This window comes from Planktotalea sp. (assembly GCF_018607995.1).
Taxonomy (GTDB): Bacteria; Pseudomonadota; Alphaproteobacteria; order Rhodobacterales; family Rhodobacteraceae; genus Planktotalea.
Map to the genome: position 1 here is coordinate 25,776 of NZ_JABBAL010000015.1, position 18,809 is coordinate 44,584.

An 18,809-nucleotide genomic window follows, 5' to 3' on the forward strand; every position below is an offset into this window, starting at 1 on the left:
GTTTGACCGGTTGCGCGCTCGGATAGATCGCGGCGCTTACATGGACGACATAGGCGGGTAATCTGTCCAAGTTGCGCAAAAGGCTGCGTGCTGCGGTTTCGACGGGCAGATTTTGCGAGAATTCATCGAACGTATCCGCAATGATCCCTTTGCGTCGGCAAATACCCGCACTCCGTTCTCCTGATTTCTTCCGTATTGGAAACAATCGCGCTACTCTGAAGGGAAGTGGATTGAAAAGGTAAACCTATGCGCGTTCAGCTCTTTGTATTCTGTGTGATGACGTCCTTTTCTGGCTTGGCTGTAGCGGAGAGCGTTGAGACCTCTATGCGCCCCGAAAGCCGCCCGAACGCGGATGCAGTGACGGCAGTGCAAACGGCCAAGCTTATCTCCAAGATCCGCCCCAACGCGCGCCCGAGCGTGAATAAGAAAGAGCGCGCCGTGACGCCTGAAGCCATTCTTGCTGCCACGTCAAATGTGGGTTTCAAGCGTTGGACATCAGGTTTTCGAAGACGCACGTTAAGTGCCGGGATAAGCCCTGCGGCCTTTGATCGGTCCTTCCGTGATGTCGCTTACCTGCCCAAAGTGATCGAACGGGACCGAAATCAATCTGAATTCACTAAAACGATTTGGGACTACCTTGATAGCGCAGCCTCAGACAAACGCATCGCAAATGGCAAAGCCGCACTTGAGGCACACCGTGCCAAGCTTGACGCGATTGAGGCGAAATATGGTGTGGAGAAAGAGGTTGTTGTTGCGGTTTGGGGTCTAGAGAGTGCCTACGGTGAATTTCGCGGTGACACGCCCATCGTCTCTGCGCTGGCGACCTTGTCATATGACGGACGTCGCGGGCGCTTCTTTGAAAGCCAATTAGTTGCCGCGCTGAAAATCCTTCAATCGGGTGATATAACGCCGGAAAACATGACAGGCAGCTGGGCGGGTGCGATGGGACACACGCAGTTTATTCCAACTTCTTATCTCGATTACGCGGTTGATTTCACAGGCGACGGGCGGCGCGATATTTGGGCGGATGATCCATCAGATGCATTGGCATCAACGGCTGCATACCTGAGCAAATTTGGTTGGCAAACTGGGCAACCTTGGGGTGTTGAGGTCACGTTGCCCAACAAGTTCAACTATGATCTGGCGAACCGTAAGATTAAACGTGCGCCGGCTGATTGGGCCGCTTTGGGCGTGCTTGGCGTCGATGGAAAGCCTGTGCCTGATCATGGTGCTGGTGCAATCCTGTTGCCTGCAGGCGCGCGTGGGGCTGTGTTTATTGTGTTTGATAATTTCAAAGTGATCGAGCAGTATAATGCAGCTGATGCGTATGTGATAGGTGTTGGCCATTTGAGTGATCGCATTCGTGGCGCGGAACCGATCAAAGCGGAGTGGCCGCGAGAAGACCGCGCTTTGACGTTTAAAGAGCGGCAAAAGATGCAGCGGCTGCTCACGGCGGCGGGATTTAACACCAAAGGTGTCGATGGCAAGATTGGCCCGGATTCGGTTGCTGCGGTCAAAGGGTTTCAACGATCCGTGGGGATGATCCCCGACGGTTATGCGTCGCTAAACCTGCTTGAACGTTTGGAATGAATGTAAGAGCTGATGCTTCCGGCGGGAATATTTTAAGAGATAGGATGCAATCAGTGCTGATTGGGTTCTGGACATTGCTCGCTCAGGTAGCATCGTTGCACAATTATTAGATCTTTCTTGGTCGGTTCGGAAAAGGGATGATCGCCGCAAGGACTTAAGTCTAGCGTGTATCCTTGATTTGTTTGTTTCAAGAAAACGAGGGCATTAGGCGTTTAACCGACACCTGCGCACCATTCACCGAGGCAGCGCACTTGCAATGTGATTGGCGCGTTGAACGGAGTTGTAAAGCCTGAGCGCGACAGCGCCTTGTCAGACAAACGCGCTTTGATTTTTGTCAATTCAGGCGTGTGCTCTTGGTTCTCAAAGTCGGGCTTAGGAAGCTTGTTTTTGTTAAAAGACAGCTTGCCAGTCACGGCGACGTATCCGTCTTCGGACCCGTCAATTTCCGCAAGTGCTTCGGACAGAACATAGAGTAAGCAAGACAGTACATGCAGTGTAGCCGCGATTAGAAGTGCGGTGCAAATTCCTGCAAGACACTGGAATAAACGTCGCGTTTGAAGGGCACGATATTGGCGACCAATTGATCCGCAGGGGTCCAACGCCATTCTGAGAACTCGGGGATCTCCGTGTCGATGTTGATGTCCGTGTCGCTGCCGTGAAACTTCATGAGAAACCATTTTTGCTCCTGCCCTTTGTAGCGCCCGTTCCAGAGTTTTGGCACAAGCGCGTGAGGCAAGTCATAGGGAAACCAGTCCTTTGTTTCCCCGATCACCGTTACAAGGTTTGGCGTGACGCCTGTTTCTTCTTCCAACTCGCGCAGAGCTGCAACGCCCGCTTCTTCGCCCTTGTCGATCCCGCCCTGCGGCATTTGCCAAGCATTCGCGCTGCTATCGAGGCGTTGGGCTGTAAAGATTTCGCCAGCCTCATTCACTAGCATAATACCGACGCAAGGGCGGTAAGGGAGGGCGTTGATTTGTTTGGGTGTCATCATGTACCTTTCGGCGTGTGCGTTGGCACTTGTGTATCTGTTGGCGAGGCTTTGTACTAGCGGGATCAGCGTAGTGGCAAAGATAATTAACGAGCGTATGACAGCGCAGATTGAGGGCGATTTCGTCGTCTTCCTCATTGGCTTGAAGGTGAACGCCTAGTGGAAGATCCACAAATGGCTGCGCTTGCTGAAAACCATGCCTGCGATGCGGAAAGAGCTGGAGTCCTTACCGCCTCAGGAGATGGGCTTTCTAGGATAAACCTCGGGTGCGGGACTGAGCGTGCAGTATTAGCGCAGTTTTGTCCATCTCGAAGCCTATTCGAAATCGCTAGATCACGCGCATTTTTCCGGCATGGCGTGCGTTCAACAAACGTATGAAGCATAGCCGTGGTGACGTCGGCATTTGGCATGCGACCTATCTGGTGCGCGCGGGTGAGTATGAAAACGTTTATTCTGGCATTCCGCCCCACGGGCTAGGGCGCGTTGCTGATTTGGTACCTGCGGAGGGCGCGCGCAGTGATGCACGCGGGCGTTTTAAAAGATAACCCTTAGCGGTACTTTGCGGCGGTGATAAACTCACCAAAGCTTTCGCACCACACTACGATGTTTGTATAAGCACCCACGTCGATATCTTCAGGGACAGTTAGTAAGAACCCACCGAATGTTTTGACCGGACCAACGCGGCGCGCTTGGTCTTTGAGGGCTTCAAATCCGGCTTCATCTTCGACAAACTCATTGGTGAGGTAGACAAAATAGTCTGGGCCGGGGGCGAGCTTGCCTTCGTGCACGATCTCAGCTTTGCTGACGCTAATGGTACCTTCACCCCAATGTAGAAAATCGCTGCCCTTCAAATTGCGCGTTAGCTCTGCGGTAAAGAGGGCGGTTTGGGCTTTCTCTTCCAGCATCGAGGCATCAGGGCTGCTAGGGGCTGTGAGAATAGGCAAAAGATAGATCCCGAGCGCAAAGCCGATGCCAACTGCGATGGCGTGTGTGGTAAGAAACGTGATGAGGCGACGCATATGCAGGACCTATTCTTGCTTAGTTTACGGATGATGACTTGCTGAAATTAAGGAAAAGCGGTGCAATCGCAGGCGGTACGAACTGGGGTAATCCGGATTTGATGGCAACTTTTATGCTTGCAACGACCCCGGCGACGAGAACGAAACCTAAGAAGCAGTTTGCGATGTGCCTTTACCATTTCGGATCTTTGATAAAGAGCACCCAGCCGAGGCCGAAGGCAAGGAAGGCGTTATAGATGCCTTGGTTCGCGGCAAGTTGGGTTTTTTGTTCAAATAGATCTGCTGGGAGCATGTAGAAAAAACCTGGGCCAACTATCGTCCAAGCAAAGATCTTAAACCAAGCTATGTAGATGTGAAGTAAGACCGAGAGGCCAGTAAGCGCGAGGGCGACAGTTTTCATTGGAGTCCCCGAGTGTTAGCGTAGAGCTTACAAGAGGTTATCTTGAAAGCAAAAGGGCAGCTCCTTTCAGAACTGCCCCGTTAGATTTGAATTCGCGTCTGCTTACTTGTCCGAACCCAGCGCGCTGAGGCCTTTGAGGATATCAATCGCATAGGCCAGTTGATAATCGTCATCACGCAATTGCGCCGCTCTTTTGGCCTTCTCACGGTCTGCTTCGATTTGACGGATCTCATCCTCTGTCAGGCTGTCGTTATCCAAAGAGCCGCGCAGATCGGATTCAGAACGATTGCGGCGGGAAATGCTCTCTTTCTCCGCCTCATCCTCTGCTTCAGGCGCACGGCGGGGCTGCTCTACAATGATGTCAGGAGAAACACCCAAGGCTTGGATCGAACGGCCCGATGGCGTGTAATACCGCGCTGTCGTCAGGCGCATGGCCCCGTTGGAGCGCAAAGGCATGACCGTTTGAACAGAGCCTTTACCGAAGCTTTTCGTACCAATCACAATCGCACGGCGGTGATCTTGCAACGCGCCTGCAACGATTTCGGATGCGGACGCAGAACCACCGTTGATCAGAACGACAACAGGTTTACCCATCGCTAGATCACCTGGTGTTGCATTGAAACGATCGCCATCCGCTGGATCGCGGCCACGGGTCGAAACGATCTCACCCTTCTCAAGAAACGCATCAGAGACACGGATCGCTTGGGTCAACAAACCGCCGGGGTTGTTGCGCAGGTCAATGACAAAGCCGTTGACGTTGTCCATGCCTCCAAGCTCTTCAACTTCTTTGGCTAGCTTCTCTTCAAGGTTCGGCGTTGTCTGATCGTTGAACGTTGTGACACGCAGAACGACGGTCTGACCTTCCGCACGCGAACGCACAGCTGTCAGCTTGATCGTATCGCGAATGATCGACACATCAAACGGCTCTGCTTCGCCTTCACGCACGATTGTCACGATGATCTCGGATCCAACAGGGCCACGCATCATCTCAACCGCACCATCAAGCGCAAGGCCAAGAATACTTTCGCCGTCAACGTGGGTGATGAAATCGCCAGCCTCGATGCCGGCTTCATCAGCAGGGGTGCCATCGATGGGGGAGACGACTTTGACAAAGCCCTCTTCCTGGGTGACTTCGATGCCAAGACCACCGAATTCTCCGCGCGTTTGCACACGCATATCGTTGGCATCGTCTGGTGACAGATAGGAAGAATGCGGATCAAGCGAGGTCAGCATCCCGTTTATGGCTGCTTTGATCAGATCTCCTTCATCGACTTCCTCAACATATTGCGCGCGGATACGTTCAAAGATGTCGCCGAACAGATCAAGCTGTTCATAGACATTTACCTTTTTGTCCGCTTCTTGGGCCAATAGTGGGGCAGCGACTTGGGTGGTCAGGATGATCCCGGCCAATGTGCCCCCGACTGCGGCCATGATAAACTTTTTCATGTGCTCATTCCTTGTTTGCCTTGAACCAACTCAGCGGGTCCACGGAATTATCTTTTTCTCTTACGTCTATATAGAGCGTTTCTGAGCGGGTGTTTCCAGCCCCTTCACTCCCTTGTGACGATATCTGGTCCAATTGCGCGGTATTTCCACTCATCAAGCCGACTTGAAAGCCTGCGTGCAACACTTGGCCGATCTCCCTGTAGAGCGTTTCAAGTCCTGTAAGGACGAATAAAAGGTCTGCTTGGGGTTCTAAAATCACGACATTGCCAAGATCAAGTAGCGGTCCACGAAATCGAATGGTCGCTGTTGTGGGCGTCGTCAGCAAAGAACGCGGGCGCGCAGCGACGAGGATGCCGGGTCGCTTGATACCTGATGCATCGGCCTCGCCTGCGCGGCGCAGAACCACGCCTTCAACGGGCAAAGGCAGTGATCCCTTAAGTGTGCCAATATCAGGCAAAGGGCCGAGGGCTTCAGAGGTTGTAATCTTGCTCAGGCTCCCTGCAAAAGCATCAAGCGTTTTGGTCGAACTAATCAGGATTGCGGTGCGCACCGGATCTTCGACAAACTTTTTTGGTAGGTCTTTGCGATCTGCCAAAGCTTGGCTCAACGCGGCGCGCGCGTCTTGAACGCCAACAAGAGCAGTGCGCAGCTCATTCGTTGCGGTTTTCTGCAAGGATCGCAATAGCGCCATTTCTTCCACATAGCGTCGCAACGCATTCGCACGAGCTGTCAGTGCAGGCGTCATTTCCGCGACCAGCATGCCAGAGCGTACCGCCCCCGCAGGCCCGTCGGGATGCGCTATCAGGACAGGCGCAGGCGTGCGCGAGATCGTTTACAACACGCCCAGTAGTTCAGCGCGTTCACCGTCCTGCGCAGCAAGCTGACGGCTCAGCACGCTTTCGCGCGTTGATTCAAGATGTAGTCCTTTACGCATAGCATCAAGACCTGTCTCAAACGTTTGCACTGTTGATTTCAGGGCTTTCACACGATCATGCGCGGATTTGGCGGTTTGCAACTGGCTTGAAACCGCGCGTAAACGATCCGCTGCGGCCTGCGCTGTCGCCCCTGGATTATCTTGCGCTACTGCCGGAGTGGCGAACGCAAAAGCAATCAAAAGAGCGCGCAGGATATGCATTAGTTGATCAAGCTTTTGCCAGTCATGTTGCTGGGTTGATCTAGTGTCATGAGTTGAAGCAATGTTGGCGCAAGATCAGCGAGACGACCGTTACGGAGTGTTGCATCCTTGGGGCCACCAACCAGTGCCACAGGCACAGGGTTCGTCGTATGTGCCGTATGTGGTCCACCTGTTTTAAGGTCTAACATCTGTTCGCAATTGCCGTGATCCGCGGTCATTATCATCGCGCCTCCAGAACTCTTCAACGCCTCAAGCACGCGTCCAAGCCCTTGATCCACCGCCTCGCAAGCTTTGATAGCTGCGTCTAGATCACCCGTGTGCCCAACCATATCGGGGTTGGCATAGTTAGTGATGATCAAATCGTAACCGTCGTCGATGGCGGCGGCAAACGCGTCAGTGACTTCACCAGCACTCATCTCTGGCTGCATGTCGTATGTCGCGACCTTGGGCGAGGGGGCCATGTAGCGATCTTCACCCGCCTCGGGCACTTCGACGCCGCCATTCATGAAGAAGGTGACATGCGGATATTTCTCTGTCTCGGCGCAGCGGAATTGGCGTAGTCCGTGTTTCGCGACCCATGCGCCCAAGGTGTTGGGGATGTCGCGTGGTGGGAAGGCTGTGTCGAGGTATGCGTTATGCGCTTTGGAGTATTCGACCATTCCGAGGGTCGCGGCCCAGTCCGGGCGCTTGCCAGTTGTGAAGGCGTCAAATGCCGGATCAGCAAGCGCCGCCAAGATTTCGCGCGCACGATCTGCACGGAAGTTGAGGCAAAATAGACCATCACCATCGCGCGCACCAGCATAACCGCCAATTACTGTTGCTTCGATGAACTCATCCGTGATGTTGTTAGCATACGCAGCGTTGATGGTGCTTTTCGCGTCTGGCTGTGCAGCACCTTGTGCGTTCACCATCGCAAAGAACTCTGTGCTCACACGTTCCCATCGGTTGTCCCGATCCAGCGCATAGTAGCGTCCGCAAACGGTGGCAATTTGAACACCAGTGGGCAAAGCGCTCTCAAGCGTTTCAAGATAGCCATGCGCAGAAGACGGCGCGACATCGCGACCATCTGTGATCAAATGTAGCGCAACGGGCACGCCCGCCTTGGCGATCACGTTTAGTGAGGCGATCATGTGCGTTAGCATCCCATGCACGCCCCCGTCAGATAGTAAGCCCATCACATGGGCAGTGCCGCCGCTCGCCTTCATCTTGCCAATAAACTCAACCAAGGGCTCCGCCTCAAAATAGCTGCCATTCTCAATCGCAAGATCGATCTGCCCAAGATCCATAGCAACAACGCGCCCAGCGCCGATATTCGTGTGACCCACTTCCGAATTACCCATCTGTCCGCTTGGCAAACCGGCATCAGGACCATGCGTGATCAACTGGGCAGAGGGCCCGTTGCGCATAATGCGATCGAAGTTGGGGGTATTCGCCAAAGCAGGCGCATTGGCAGCCGTGTCATCAGACAATCCCCAACCATCAAGAATGCATAAAACAACAGGTTTGGGGGTGCTCATATCAGGCTCTTTCTTTGGCTTTTGCCCCTTCTACGAAAAGAGGCGCGGCAAGGCAAAGCTAAACGCGGTGGTAAGGGCTTCCTGAGAGGATTGATGCCGCTCGATAAAGTTGTTCGGCAAGCATCACGCGAGCCAGCATGTGGGGCCAGACCATTGACCCGAAACTGAGTTTGAAATCAGCGCGCTTGCATAGCTCTGGGTCTATCCCGTCAGCGCCACCAATAATCAGTGCGAGATCAGAACGCCCCGCATCGCGCCAATCGCCAAGTTTATTTGCGAACTTGGAAGAGGTCATGACCGTGCCACGCTCATCCATTGCGCAGATGAGGGCACCCTTAGGAATGACGCGTTTTAGCATAACTGCCTCTGCACTCATCCCAATGTTCTTCTTGTCTTCGACCTCCAGAACGGACAAAGGGCCGAGGCTAAGACCCCGACCCGTACGATCAAACCGCGTTTGATAGTCGTCAAACAGCACCTTCTCTGGACCCGCGCGCATACGCCCGACAGCACAGATATGTACTTTCATCTTATGTTAAGCCGTTGGCCGTGGCATAGGCTCTTCGCCACCCATCCACATCTTTTCGATTTGATAAAAATCACGCACTTCGGGGCGAAAGACGTGGACGATGATATCGCCCGTATCGACCAAAACCCAATCGCCGCTACCCTTGCCCTCTAGCTTAGAGGCACGCCCCAGCTCTTGCTTCATGCGGTCAGACAGCTTTTCAGAGATCGCCACAACTTGGCGCGTGGATCGACCAGAACAAACGATCATATAATCACCAATCGCCGTTTTCCCGCGCAGATCAATCTGCACAACGTCTTCGGCTTTGTCTTCTTCAAGCGAGTTTAGGATAAAGGCCAGAAGCGCATCGCTACTGGAGTCATCGGGGCCGGTTATTGTCGCGGACCCTTGATCAACGGCCGCTGCCGCTTCGGTTTTAACAGACAGAACACTGTCCTCCTATCGAGACACCGATTCTGCCCCGGTGCTGGGTTTGAAGGACTTAGCAGTGCGTTGGGAAAATCTCAAGTTGTGCAGGCGCAGCAAATTTTGGGAGCATAATTAAGAGCGTCCTTACGCAACGAAGGTCGGCAGCGCGGACAAAGTGAGCTTTCGCTGCAAATGAACCAACGTTTGCTTTGAGGGGCTGCGCCCCTCGTGCTTGATTGATTTTCGTATGTCGCCGTCGCATGAACTGCGACGCAAGGACATTGTACGATTGCCAACTTAATGTGACGCGCTTTTTTTTGACGTGAAAGACTTGTGCCATCTAGATTAGAGGCGCTAAAGTTCATTTTTTACCCTCTGTTAAAAGGTCTTTTCTATGCGTAGGTCGCTCGTCTTTTCTATGTGCTCTGCATTACTACTTGCAGGTTGTGTGACAGGAAGTGGCCGACTGGAGACTTTTCGCAGTTTAAACAATACCCCACATGGATTTCAGTTTGTCGCATCACCGATACGAGCTGGTGAAACAGCTCAGCGATTTGAGGTGCGGCCAGGTGATTGCGGTCAAGACGATGGCTGGAGCGATTGCGCAAATAACCGCGAACGCTCGGAGCTGGTCGTGGGCGAGAAAATTCTCCCGGAAACAGTACGCTGGATTTCCTATAGCATTTATCTTCCAAGCGATTTTTATAGCTCGCCTCGCGTTAATACGACTATCGGACAGATTCATCAAAAAGGTGGTCCCACAGGTACGGCGGGCGGCTTGCCATCTTTTCCGCCGTTACTGCAGATTGATGCTAGGGGAAACCGGGTCGATGCATGTCTCCACATATTAACAGGTCCAGAGAACAATATTCGCGATGTCTGCCGAAATTTTTCGCTGACCACCGTGAACGCCATGCGCGGACGTTGGACAGACGTCATGGTACACTTGGACTCTCGTGGGACTGGAGTTCTAGAAATCTTTTTGAACGGAGAACGCAAAGCAAGATCGACTGGCTTCATACGTTTTCGCCCTCAAGAATACTATGTGAAATACGGGCTATATCGCAGTTTTGTCAGTCGCCATGGCAGGCCAATGCCGACGCAGGTTGCCTTCTATGACGAAGTACGAATTGGAAACGACCGTCCCTCTGTCGAAATTTCAGTCGATCGTGCTGTCGACTAATAGAGAAAGCTTGCTCCTTCTTGACCTCGAAAGCGGTCATTCACGCACGATGCAGCCTGGGTGAGTTAGACTCGAAGCGAACATCTCTGCTTAATAATCATTCTGCATTTGCGCCCAACGTACGAATCTCGCGTTGAGCGAACGGAATAAAAATCCCGTTTACTTCAACGTATCTCACAGAGCCAAGAACACAGCACCGCGCACGTTGGTCAGACCTTCCGTCGGGTCCATGATCCAAAAGCGTAGGATGTAATCAACGCTGCTGTCGCCGAACCCAACCACATGACACACAGGCGCGCGAGGCGTTCCAAGCACGCGGTTTACCGTTTGCGTCGCTTCAATCAGCAATGCGCGTATTTTGTGCGGATCATTGCCATAAGCTGTGCCAAAGAAGATATCGAGCCGCACAAAATCGGAGGAATGCGACCAATTGATTACTTGGCCGGTGATCAGATGTTCGTTCGAGATCAGGTAATTTTTACCATCGCGTGTAACCACACTGACGTATCGTACACCTGCGCGTTGATCCAGCCGAAGGTCTCCCCGATTGAAATCACGTCTCCCGGTTTTATCGATTTATCGAGCAGAATGATAATGCCGGACACAAGGTTGGAGACCATCTTTTGCAGACCAAAACCAAGGCCGACACCAATTGCGCATGTTGAAACGCGAGGCCAGTCAGGTCCAAACCAACCGTGCGTATACCAATAAAAAAGGCAGAGCCATAAAGCAGTTTTTGCAAGAACTCGATCGCAAGCACCTGTATGGACGGCGAAATTTCGTCGTTCTTGCGGATTGTGGCGGTGGACACAGTTGAAATAAATTGCGCGCTCGCGAACAGGATCGCAAGGATTACCAATGCCTGCACGACGGTCCAAAGCGACAGGCGCATCGTGCCATGCTCGAACGTTATGTTTTCCAGCAGCTCTTGGGTTTCGTTCGTCAGGTTGACGATGCTCAACGTTACCCAAATCCAAGTGCCATAGCGGGTGATCGCGCGCAGTAGTGAGTTGTGAATAAAGCGCTTAACGAAAGCGACGAAAAACCAAATGTGGTTAGATTTGCGATGATCCCGATCAAATAGGAGAGCGAGGGCCATGTGATTTCGCGCATCACCAGCAAAGTGATCCAGATCAGCAAGACATAGACCAGCAAAAGCAAACGGCGATGCAACATCACAAGGATACGCATACGCCACGTCGGCCAGCCTTCGCGCGCGCATCCAATTGTGAAAGCGTGCTTTAAGTGGGGTTGTGAGAAAATACGCGACAACAAACACGCCAATCGCGATGGCGATTTGATATGCAATCCAAGGTTCCAGTAGGTTTTCGCTGAGGTTCTGTGCGATGTCTGCAAAAGAAAATGCGGCGTCGCGTAGATTATCCAAGGCGTCGGGGCAGGGTTTTTCAGCAACTACCGTCTTGGTCGCCTCAGATGTGTCTTGCTATTGCGCGTCGCTCACTGGACGAAAACTCGTCTGCTCAGGTATTTAGCCCAGGGTGTCGCGCAAATGGCGACAGCACAAGTTAACGTTAACGCAAGGGTACACCCAAGATATCACGCGCTTGTTCCCATGTGGCAACGGGGCGTTCATATTTTTCACAAATAGCAACCGAGCGCGCAACAAGGGCTGCGTTGGAAGGTGCGAGTGTGGTGCGATCCAAACGCAGGTTGTCTTCTAACCCTGTGCGCGTGTGACCGCCTGCGGCAATCGCCCATTCGTTCACAAGGATCTGACCGGCACCAACACCAGCGGCACACCAAGGTGCATCAGGCGCGCGGGCTTTCATCACATTGACGTAGAAATCAAACACCTCTTTATCGACAGGCATGGCATTTTTTACACCCATCACGAACTGCACATAAAGCGTGCCATAAAGCAGACCGTCTTTGTGCATTTGTATCGCTTGTAAGATATGACTCAGATCGAAGGCTTCGATTTCAGGCGTCACTTTGTATTTGTGCATTTCCGCGGACAGCCACTTGATTAAGTCAGGGCTGTTTTCGTAGACGCGCGCTGGGAAATTACATGACCCTACAGAGAGCGATGCCATATCAGGTTTTAAAGGCAACATTCCGCCGCGCTCTTCACCCGCGCCCGATCGCCCGCCTGTCGACATTTGAACGATCATGCCTGGACAGTGCTTTTGAATACCTTCTTTCAGGGCCGCGAACTTTTCGGGATCAGACGAGGGTGTTTCATTATCATTGCGTACATGGCAGTGCGCAATCGAAGCGCCTGCTTCGAAGGCCTCATGTGTGCTTTCAATTTGCTCAGCGACTGTAATTGGAACCGCAGGGTTGTTGGCTTTCTTGGGCACAGATCCTGTGATCGCAACGCAGATGATACAGGGTTTATTTGCATATTCGTTCATAGGTTTGCCCCTGATCTGATTTTTCTCGATTACACCGCATCCCAAACGATGCGAAACCCGTGATGTGGCGTTGCGCTATCGGGTGATGTGCCCGAGCGTGCCGCGATGCGATACCGATAGCAATAACTTTTGTGGCACAGGAAAGAACCACCTTTCGACAGTTTGAACCCCTTCATCTGCGCCAACCGCCGCTTCACATCCTTTTTGAGCGACTGAACATGGTAGGCATCGCTGGTCCATTCCCAGACATTGCCGACCATATTGAACAACCCATAGGTATTCGGCTCAAACGAACGCGCAGGCGCCGTGCGTTGATAGCCATCCGCACACGTGTTGATATTGGGGAAATCGCCTTGCCAAATGTTGCAGGGCGTATAGCTTTTTTCCTCGGGCTCTTGATCGCCCCAAGGAAATTTTACGTCACCCAAGCCACCGCGTGCCGCATGTTCCCATTCGGCTTCTGTCGGAAGGCGGCCACCCACCCAAGCCGCGTATGCACGCGCATCGCGCCATGACATTTGCACGACAGGATGATCGGGATCCCAAGCTGCTGCATAAGTGTTGGGGCCATTTATGTCGCGCCAGTTTGCCCCATCAACGCGGCGCCACCATTCCACACCAGGTACAGCTTGGGTCGGGCCGATCTCTTTCGCGATGTCGCTGTAAAAGACGAAGGACCAGCCGAAGTCCTCGGCTTCGGTCATATATCCTGTTGCGTCAATAAACGCTTTGAACTGCGCGTTAGTAACTGTGGTTACGCCACACGAAAACCCGCGCAGGCGCTTGCTGCGCAACGGTGCTTCCCCATCATTGGGGATCTGCGGCGTTGCAGTTCCATAAACGCTGCGCGCAGCTGGGATTGCAACAGTGTCAAAGTCATCAACTGTGCGGGCGGCGATGATCTTGGCGCTTGGCGTGTTTCGAGGTGGTGCATTGCGTGATGCGCCGCAACATGTGGCTTTAATGGTCATAATTGCTTTACGTCTGAGGATGGTCGCAGGTATTACTAGAGCGCTTGCAAAAGAAACGCGCAAGGGGTCCAGTGTTGATCATCACTTAAGGGGGCAAAAAATGCGAGCATTGATTACAGGCGCAGCGACTGGCATCGGGGCTGCGACAAGTCAAAAACTCAAGGCAGCAGGCTACGAAGTCACGGCGTTTGATATTGTAGAACCCACTGGTGTGGATCACTGGATCAAAGTGGATATGTCTGATCCCGACGCCATCGATACAGCGGTATCAAAGCTGTCTGGCACATTTGAATGCTTAGTGAACAACGCAGGTGTGCCTCCGCGCGAGGGGCTTATGAAAACGGTTCTCGCAGTGAATTATCTGGGCTTGGTGCGGTTGACGGGCGCGGTTGAGCCGATGTTGAAACAAAGGGGCGCAATCGTGAATGTTGCCTCGCGCGCAGGGGCTGCTTGGCGTGCCAACATCGACCAAGTGAAAGCGCTGATGGCCTTGGAAAATGTGACAGCGCTGGATGATTTCATTACCAATCAAGATATCGACTACGTTCGCGCCTACGATCTCACCAAAGAAGCGGTCGTCGTTTGGGGCATCTCCAATACAGAACGTTTGCTCGCTAAATCACTGCGCGTGAATTCCGTTAGCCCGGCGGCGGTGAGCACGGGCATCTTGGATGATTTCGAAGCTGCCTTTGGGGATCGCATGACAAAAAATGTCGCGCGCGTTGGTCGTCCCGGCTACCCCGAAGAAATCGCTGACGTTATCCTCTATTTGATCAGCGCTGAAAGTGGCTGGATCAAAGGCCAAGACATCACCATTGACGGTGGTATGTCGGCCTTGGGGACTAGTGGGCAGTTGGGGCTGTAAGCCTACCCGCGCAAAAGGTTCCCCCTTGAACGAAGGGGTTTGCCTGTGTATTTGGAAGTTTATGAAACAAGTTTTCGATCTGAACGAGCACGCGCGTTTACGCGAACGCTTTTACGGCGCATCACGCGCTGTGCTGGCCCGACTACCCTAAGTCCGCTTTGATCTGGCAGCTTTTGCGCTGCGCCAAATTCCTATAGCTAACAATGACGGGAGTGGACCAAATGTCCCCCAAAACGATCTATGACAAAATCTGGGATGCGCATGTCGCGCATGAAGCGGAAGATGGCACATGCCTTCTTTATATCGACCGCCACCTTGTGCACGAAGTGACCTCGCCGCAGGCCTTTGAAGGTTTGCGCATGACGGGCCGTACGGTGCGCGCACCTGACAAGACAATCGCTGTGCCGGATCACAACGTACCGACAACCGCAGGTCGTGATGATCCAAAGAACATGACAGAAGACAGCGCCATTCAGGTCGCCGCCCTTGATACGAACGCGAAAGAGTTCGGCATTCACTACTATCCTGTCTCTGACGTGCGTCAAGGGATCGTGCATATCGTTGGACCAGAGCAGGGTTGGACCCTTCCTGGGATGACTGTTGTTTGTGGTGATTCCCACACAGCGACGCATGGCGCGTTTGGTGCTTTGGCACATGGTATCGGCACGTCTGAGGTGGAGCATGTTCTGGCGACGCAAACGCTGATCCAGAAGAAATCCAAGAACATGAAGGTCGAGATCACAGGCAAATTGAAGCCGGGTGTGACCGCGAAAGACATCACCATGTCCGTGATTGGTGAAACTGGTACAGCTGGTGGTACTGGCTACGTCATCGAGTATTGCGGTGAAGCGATCCGTGACCTTTCCATGGAAGGCCGCATGACTGTTTGCAACATGGCGATTGAGGGCGGTGCGCGTGCAGGGCTTATCGCGCCTGATGAGAAAACCTACGAATATTGCAAAGGACGCCCCCACGCCCCAAAAGGCGCAGAGTGGGAAGCGGCTGAAACATACTGGCGCACGCTCTTTACCGATGAAGGTGCGCACTTTGATAAAGTCGTGACTTTGAACGGTGCGGATATCGAGCCTAGTGTGACTTGGGGCACATCCCCAGAGGATGTTTTGCCAATCTCTGGTGTGGTTCCGTTCCCGTCCGATTTCGAGGGTGGCAAGGTTGAAGCGGCGCAGCGCGCGCTTGATTACATGGGCCTTACACCCGGACAAAAGCTGACGGATATCGAGATCGATACAGTCTTTATCGGCTCTTGCACCAACGGCCGTATTGAGGATTTCCGCGCAGTTGCGGAAGTTGTCAAAGGCAAGAAGATCAAAGAAGGCATGCGCGCGATGATCGTGCCGGGCTCCGGCCTCGTGCGTGCTCAAGCTGAGGAAGAGGGCCTCGCGGATATTTTCCGTGAAGCTGGCTTTGATTGGCGTCTCGCAGGTTGTTCTATGTGCCTCGCGATGAACCCGGATCAGCTCTCTGAGCATGAGCGCTGTGCCGCAACCTCCAACCGTAACTTTGAAGGCCGTCAAGGCTACAAAGGGCGCACGCATCTTGTATCGCCTGCGATGGCTGCGGCTGCTGCACTTACGGGTCGTCTCACTGACATTCGTGAGCTGGTCTAAATGAAACGGCGTGGTTTTCTTCAATTGCTGGGGAGTGCGATGAGTGCGCCCCTTATGTCTGCTCTACCAGCGGGCGCGGCTGCTGTGGGAATGGCTTCTAAAGCAGCTTACCCTGCTTTGGCGATGAAGATGGCACTGGATCAAGCTAAACACCGCGTGAATTTCTCGGTGTTTAGCATGGCGCAGCAATTGGGCCTCGGAATTGATCAGGCGAATGCGTTGATGGTTAATCTGTCAAAGCAAGGTGTTGTTGGTCCGATCCAAGGGCGTCCAAATCAGGGTGCTGGGCGCGGAGCCAGTTTTGGCAACGTCCTGAGGGCAGCATCGTAGCAAGTCAAACGGCAGCGCGCGATCTGAAAGAGGCCATGCAACCACGCACACAAGATACTCCAAACAGCACTGCGGACCGCGCAGATGCGACAAAGGAAACGACAATGGAAAAATTCGAAAACCTCTCAGGTATTGCGGCACCCATGCCGCTGGTGAATATCGACACGGACATGATCATTCCGAAAGTGTTCTTGAAAACGATCAAACGTTCTGGCCTTGGTGTGAACCTCTTTGACGAGATGCGCTTTGACCGCCAAGGTAACGAGATTGAGGACTTCGTTCTCAACAAGCCAGCCTACCGCGATGCGCAGATCATCGTGGCTGGCGACAACTTTGGCTGTGGCTCCTCGCGTGAGCACGCGCCATGGGCTCTGGCGGATTTCGGTATTAAATCCGTGATCTCCACCAGCTTCGCGGACATCTTCTATAACAACTGCTTCAAAAACGGCATCTTGCCAATCGTTCTGCCACAAGAGGCAGTGGACGTGTTGATGAAGGACGCGGAGAAAGGCGCGAACGCGCGTATGGACATTGATCTGGTTGCACAGACTGTGACCACGTCTGATGGCGAAGTGTTCTCGTTTGAGCTTGATAGCTTCAAAAAGCACTGCCTTGCGGAAGGCCTTGATGACATTGGCCTGACCATGGAAAAGGCTAGCGCAATTGACACGTTTGAGGCGTCGGCATCTGCTGCACGCCCATGGGTCTAAGCGCACATTAAGTGAAGTAATTTAGAAAGAGGCTGCCGCGCGTGGCCTCTCTCAAGCCTACCTTGGTTAACCGTGTTTAAGGAAAACCACCTCGCGATTTTTTTCATATATTTCAGAAAGCCGAGGCTGTAGGGATGACTTCTACATGAAATAAAACATGTAGTGCATTGATTTTAAATCGCCTTTTTTACGCACTGAAAGTGACGCAATCTCGCACCAGTTTCTCCCTCATTTGGCCTATTTGATTAAGCATGTTGATGTCACAGCTTGAGAAGTTGACTCGATCATACGGTCGTTGTCTATGATCGCGATGATCAGAACACCTATTGGGCATTGGTGCGTGCTGGATGCGGCATCGGCTTCACGCAACAGTCCTTTGCGAGTGCGGATCCAACGGCACAACGATTGTTGCCCGAGGTGGACTTGCCCACGCTGCCTATCTGGCTTGCAGCACCTGAGGCCATGCGATCTACCCCTCGGATCAAACGGGTTTGGGACTCGCTGGAGGCAGGGATCACTGCGCGCTTCGAGCTGGCCAAAGCTTGACCCGACGCGCCCTACTCGCTAGGGCGATGCGCAACAGATTAACCCATTCAGGAACAACGCTATGAGCAACCCATCTCTCCTAATTCTGGCCGGTGACGGCATTGGTCCCGAAGTTATGGCGCAGGTTCAGCGCATCATTGGATGGTACGGCGACAAGCGTGGTCTGAATTTTGACGTGAGCGAAGACCTTGTGGGCGGTGCAGCGTATGATGCACACGGCATGCCTTTGCACGACGACACGATGGCCAAAGCGCTAGAAGCGGACGCGGTCCTACTCGGTGCTGTGGGTGGTCCGAAATACGACGATCTGGATTTCTCCGTAAAGCCTGAGCGTGGTTTGCTGCGTCTTCGCAAGGAAATGGATCTCTTTTCCAACCTGCGCCCCGCACAGTGCTTTGATGCGCTTGCGGATTTCTCGTCTTTGAAGACAGAATTGGTCGCGGGTCTGGATATCATGATCGTACGCGAACTGACGTCCGGTGTTTATTTTGGTGAACCACGCGGCATCTTTGAAGTTGGTAACGAGCGCGTTGGCATCAACACGCAGCGCTATACGGAAGCTGAGATTGAGCGCGGCGCGCGTTCTGCGTTTGAGCTGGCGATGCGCCGCAACAAAAAGCTCTGCTCCATGGAGAAAGCCAACGTGATGGAGAGCGGCATTCTTTGGCGCGAGGTCGTCACAGAGGTGTCCAAGGATTATCCAGAGGTAAAGCTGTCCCACATGTATGCCGACAACGGTGCGATGCAGCTGGTGCGTGCCCCTAAACAGTTCGATGTGATCTACACGGACAATCTGTTCGGCGACATCTTGAGCGATTGCGCAGCGATGTTGACGGGTTCTCTTGGTATGCTTCCATCCGCTTCCCTTGGTGCGCCGATGGAAAATGGTCGTCCGAAAGCATTGTATGAGCCGGTACACGGCTCCGCACCGGACATTACAGGTCAAGGCAAAGCCAACCCATCTGCCTGTATCCTGAGCTTCGCGATGGCGCTGCGTTACAGCTTTGATCAGGGCGCAGAGGCGGATCGTTTGGAAGCGGCTGTTGAAAAAGTGCTCGCCGATGGCGTGCGCACTGCGGACTTGATGCAGGCCAACGATGGCACGCCTGTGAGCACAACAGAAATGGGCGATGCGATCCTCGCAGCACTCGACGCATCGCTATAAGCGT

General features: G+C 53.2%; 23 protein-coding genes and 1 pseudogene. 9 read left to right on the plus strand and 15 right to left on the minus strand.

Going from position 1 to position 18,809, the window contains the following annotated elements; translation table 11 throughout:
• Positions 1-246 precede the first annotated feature (246 nt).
• Positions 247-1,590, plus strand: a complete 1,344-nt coding sequence (locus QZ280_RS04050; protein ID WP_293441259.1) for a lytic murein transglycosylase — start codon at positions 247-249, stop codon at positions 1,588-1,590.
• 212 nt (positions 1,591-1,802) lie between these two features.
• Here the strand turns inward: QZ280_RS04050 and QZ280_RS04055 are convergent, their stop codons facing one another.
• Positions 1,803-2,003 carry a hypothetical protein gene (locus QZ280_RS04055; protein WP_293441260.1) on the minus strand — a complete coding sequence of 67 codons (201 nt, stop codon included), beginning with the start codon at positions 2,001-2,003 and terminating at the stop codon, positions 1,803-1,805.
• Between the two features lie 92 nt (positions 2,004-2,095).
• A complete protein-coding gene (locus tag QZ280_RS04060; RefSeq protein WP_293441261.1) occupies positions 2,096-2,578 on the minus strand; it encodes an RNA pyrophosphohydrolase in 483 nt (160 codons plus the stop codon).
• A gap of 341 nt (positions 2,579-2,919) precedes the next feature.
• Here QZ280_RS04060 and QZ280_RS04065 point away from each other — a divergent pair, with 341 nt between their 5' ends.
• Positions 2,920-3,123, plus strand: coding sequence for a DUF4188 domain-containing protein (locus tag QZ280_RS04065; protein ID WP_293441680.1), 204 nt, complete (start codon positions 2,920-2,922; stop codon positions 3,121-3,123).
• A 3-nt stretch (positions 3,124-3,126) separates the two neighbouring features.
• On the opposite strand, the gene QZ280_RS04070 is transcribed toward QZ280_RS04065, so the two are convergent.
• The 8 genes from QZ280_RS04070 to rsfS all read right to left on the minus strand — a co-directional run bounded on the left by QZ280_RS04070 (position 3,127) and on the right by rsfS (position 8,999).
• On the minus strand, positions 3,127-3,597 hold the full coding sequence (locus tag QZ280_RS04070) for a DM13 domain-containing protein (RefSeq protein ID WP_293441262.1): 471 nt from the start codon (positions 3,595-3,597) through the stop codon (positions 3,127-3,129).
• Between the two features lie 172 nt (positions 3,598-3,769).
• Positions 3,770-3,997 carry a DUF1304 family protein gene (locus QZ280_RS04075; RefSeq protein WP_293441263.1) on the minus strand — a complete coding sequence of 76 codons (228 nt, stop codon included), beginning with the start codon at positions 3,995-3,997 and terminating at the stop codon, positions 3,770-3,772.
• 102 nt (positions 3,998-4,099) lie between these two features.
• Entirely contained in the window at positions 4,100-5,443 is a 1,344-nt protein-coding gene (locus QZ280_RS04080; RefSeq protein ID WP_293441264.1) for a S41 family peptidase, read from the minus strand.
• 4 nt (positions 5,444-5,447) lie between these two features.
• Positions 5,448-6,203 (minus strand): hypothetical protein, encoded by a 756-nt coding sequence (locus tag QZ280_RS04085; RefSeq protein ID WP_365734180.1) that lies wholly within the window; start codon positions 6,201-6,203, stop codon positions 5,448-5,450.
• Between the two features lie 72 nt (positions 6,204-6,275).
• Positions 6,276-6,578, minus strand: coding sequence for a hypothetical protein (locus QZ280_RS16220; protein WP_365734182.1), 303 nt, complete (start codon positions 6,576-6,578; stop codon positions 6,276-6,278).
• Entirely contained in the window at positions 6,578-8,095 is a 1,518-nt protein-coding gene (gene gpmI, locus QZ280_RS04090; protein ID WP_293441265.1) for a 2,3-bisphosphoglycerate-independent phosphoglycerate mutase, read from the minus strand. The genes QZ280_RS16220 and gpmI overlap by 1 nt, the downstream gene beginning before the upstream one ends.
• 58 nt (positions 8,096-8,153) lie before the next feature.
• Entirely contained in the window at positions 8,154-8,624 is a 471-nt protein-coding gene (gene rlmH, locus QZ280_RS04095; RefSeq protein ID WP_293441266.1) for a 23S rRNA (pseudouridine(1915)-N(3))-methyltransferase RlmH, read from the minus strand.
• A 6-nt stretch (positions 8,625-8,630) separates the two neighbouring features.
• Positions 8,631-8,999 (minus strand): ribosome silencing factor, encoded by a 369-nt coding sequence (gene rsfS / locus QZ280_RS04100; RefSeq protein ID WP_293441681.1) that lies wholly within the window; start codon positions 8,997-8,999, stop codon positions 8,631-8,633.
• A gap of 451 nt (positions 9,000-9,450) precedes the next feature.
• Between rsfS and QZ280_RS04105 the strand changes: the two genes are divergently transcribed.
• On the plus strand, positions 9,451-10,215 hold the full coding sequence (locus QZ280_RS04105; RefSeq protein WP_293441682.1) for a polysaccharide lyase: 765 nt from the start codon (positions 9,451-9,453) through the stop codon (positions 10,213-10,215).
• A gap of 174 nt (positions 10,216-10,389) precedes the next feature.
• Here QZ280_RS04105 and QZ280_RS16225 read toward each other — a convergent pair whose 3' ends face one another.
• The 5 genes from QZ280_RS16225 to QZ280_RS04120 all read right to left on the minus strand — a co-directional run bounded on the left by QZ280_RS16225 (position 10,390) and on the right by QZ280_RS04120 (position 13,561).
• Positions 10,390-10,713 (minus strand): hypothetical protein, encoded by a 324-nt coding sequence (locus QZ280_RS16225; protein WP_365734184.1) that lies wholly within the window; start codon positions 10,711-10,713, stop codon positions 10,390-10,392.
• Positions 10,683-10,835, minus strand: a complete 153-nt coding sequence (locus QZ280_RS16230) for a mechanosensitive ion channel domain-containing protein (RefSeq protein ID WP_365734289.1) — start codon at positions 10,833-10,835, stop codon at positions 10,683-10,685. The genes QZ280_RS16225 and QZ280_RS16230 overlap by 31 nt, the downstream gene beginning before the upstream one ends.
• The gene (locus QZ280_RS16235; RefSeq protein WP_365734297.1) at positions 10,784-11,602 is read right to left on the minus strand and encodes a hypothetical protein; all 819 of its coding nucleotides are present in this window, start codon (positions 11,600-11,602) and stop codon (positions 10,784-10,786) included. The genes QZ280_RS16230 and QZ280_RS16235 overlap by 52 nt, the downstream gene beginning before the upstream one ends.
• A gap of 145 nt (positions 11,603-11,747) precedes the next feature.
• A complete protein-coding gene (locus tag QZ280_RS04115; protein WP_293441267.1) occupies positions 11,748-12,590 on the minus strand; it encodes a 3-keto-5-aminohexanoate cleavage protein in 843 nt (280 codons plus the stop codon).
• A 29-nt stretch (positions 12,591-12,619) separates the two neighbouring features.
• Positions 12,620-13,561, minus strand: a complete 942-nt coding sequence (locus tag QZ280_RS04120; protein WP_293441268.1) for a formylglycine-generating enzyme family protein — start codon at positions 13,559-13,561, stop codon at positions 12,620-12,622.
• 100 nt (positions 13,562-13,661) lie between these two features.
• Here QZ280_RS04120 and QZ280_RS04125 point away from each other — a divergent pair, with 100 nt between their 5' ends.
• The 6 genes and pseudogenes from QZ280_RS04125 to leuB all read left to right on the plus strand — a co-directional run bounded on the left by QZ280_RS04125 (position 13,662) and on the right by leuB (position 18,805).
• Positions 13,662-14,426: an SDR family oxidoreductase gene (locus tag QZ280_RS04125; protein ID WP_293441270.1), complete on the plus strand. Its 765-nt coding sequence runs from the start codon at positions 13,662-13,664 to the stop codon at positions 14,424-14,426.
• A gap of 221 nt (positions 14,427-14,647) precedes the next feature.
• Positions 14,648-16,054, plus strand: a complete 1,407-nt coding sequence (gene leuC, locus QZ280_RS04130; protein ID WP_293441272.1) for a 3-isopropylmalate dehydratase large subunit — start codon at positions 14,648-14,650, stop codon at positions 16,052-16,054.
• A 39-nt stretch (positions 16,055-16,093) separates the two neighbouring features.
• Entirely contained in the window at positions 16,094-16,384 is a 291-nt protein-coding gene (locus QZ280_RS04135; protein ID WP_293441273.1) for a hypothetical protein, read from the plus strand.
• A gap of 104 nt (positions 16,385-16,488) precedes the next feature.
• Positions 16,489-17,094, plus strand: coding sequence for a 3-isopropylmalate dehydratase small subunit (gene leuD, locus QZ280_RS04140; protein WP_293441683.1), 606 nt, complete (start codon positions 16,489-16,491; stop codon positions 17,092-17,094).
• Between the two features lie 321 nt (positions 17,095-17,415).
• Positions 17,416-17,640 (plus strand): annotated as a pseudogene (locus tag QZ280_RS04145) (LysR substrate-binding domain-containing protein); the annotation flags it as partial.
• A gap of 61 nt (positions 17,641-17,701) precedes the next feature.
• Complete coding sequence (leuB, locus tag QZ280_RS04150) at positions 17,702-18,805, plus strand: 3-isopropylmalate dehydrogenase (RefSeq protein WP_293441274.1); 1,104 nt, start codon at positions 17,702-17,704, stop codon at positions 18,803-18,805.
• Positions 18,806-18,809: the final 4 nt, after the last annotated feature.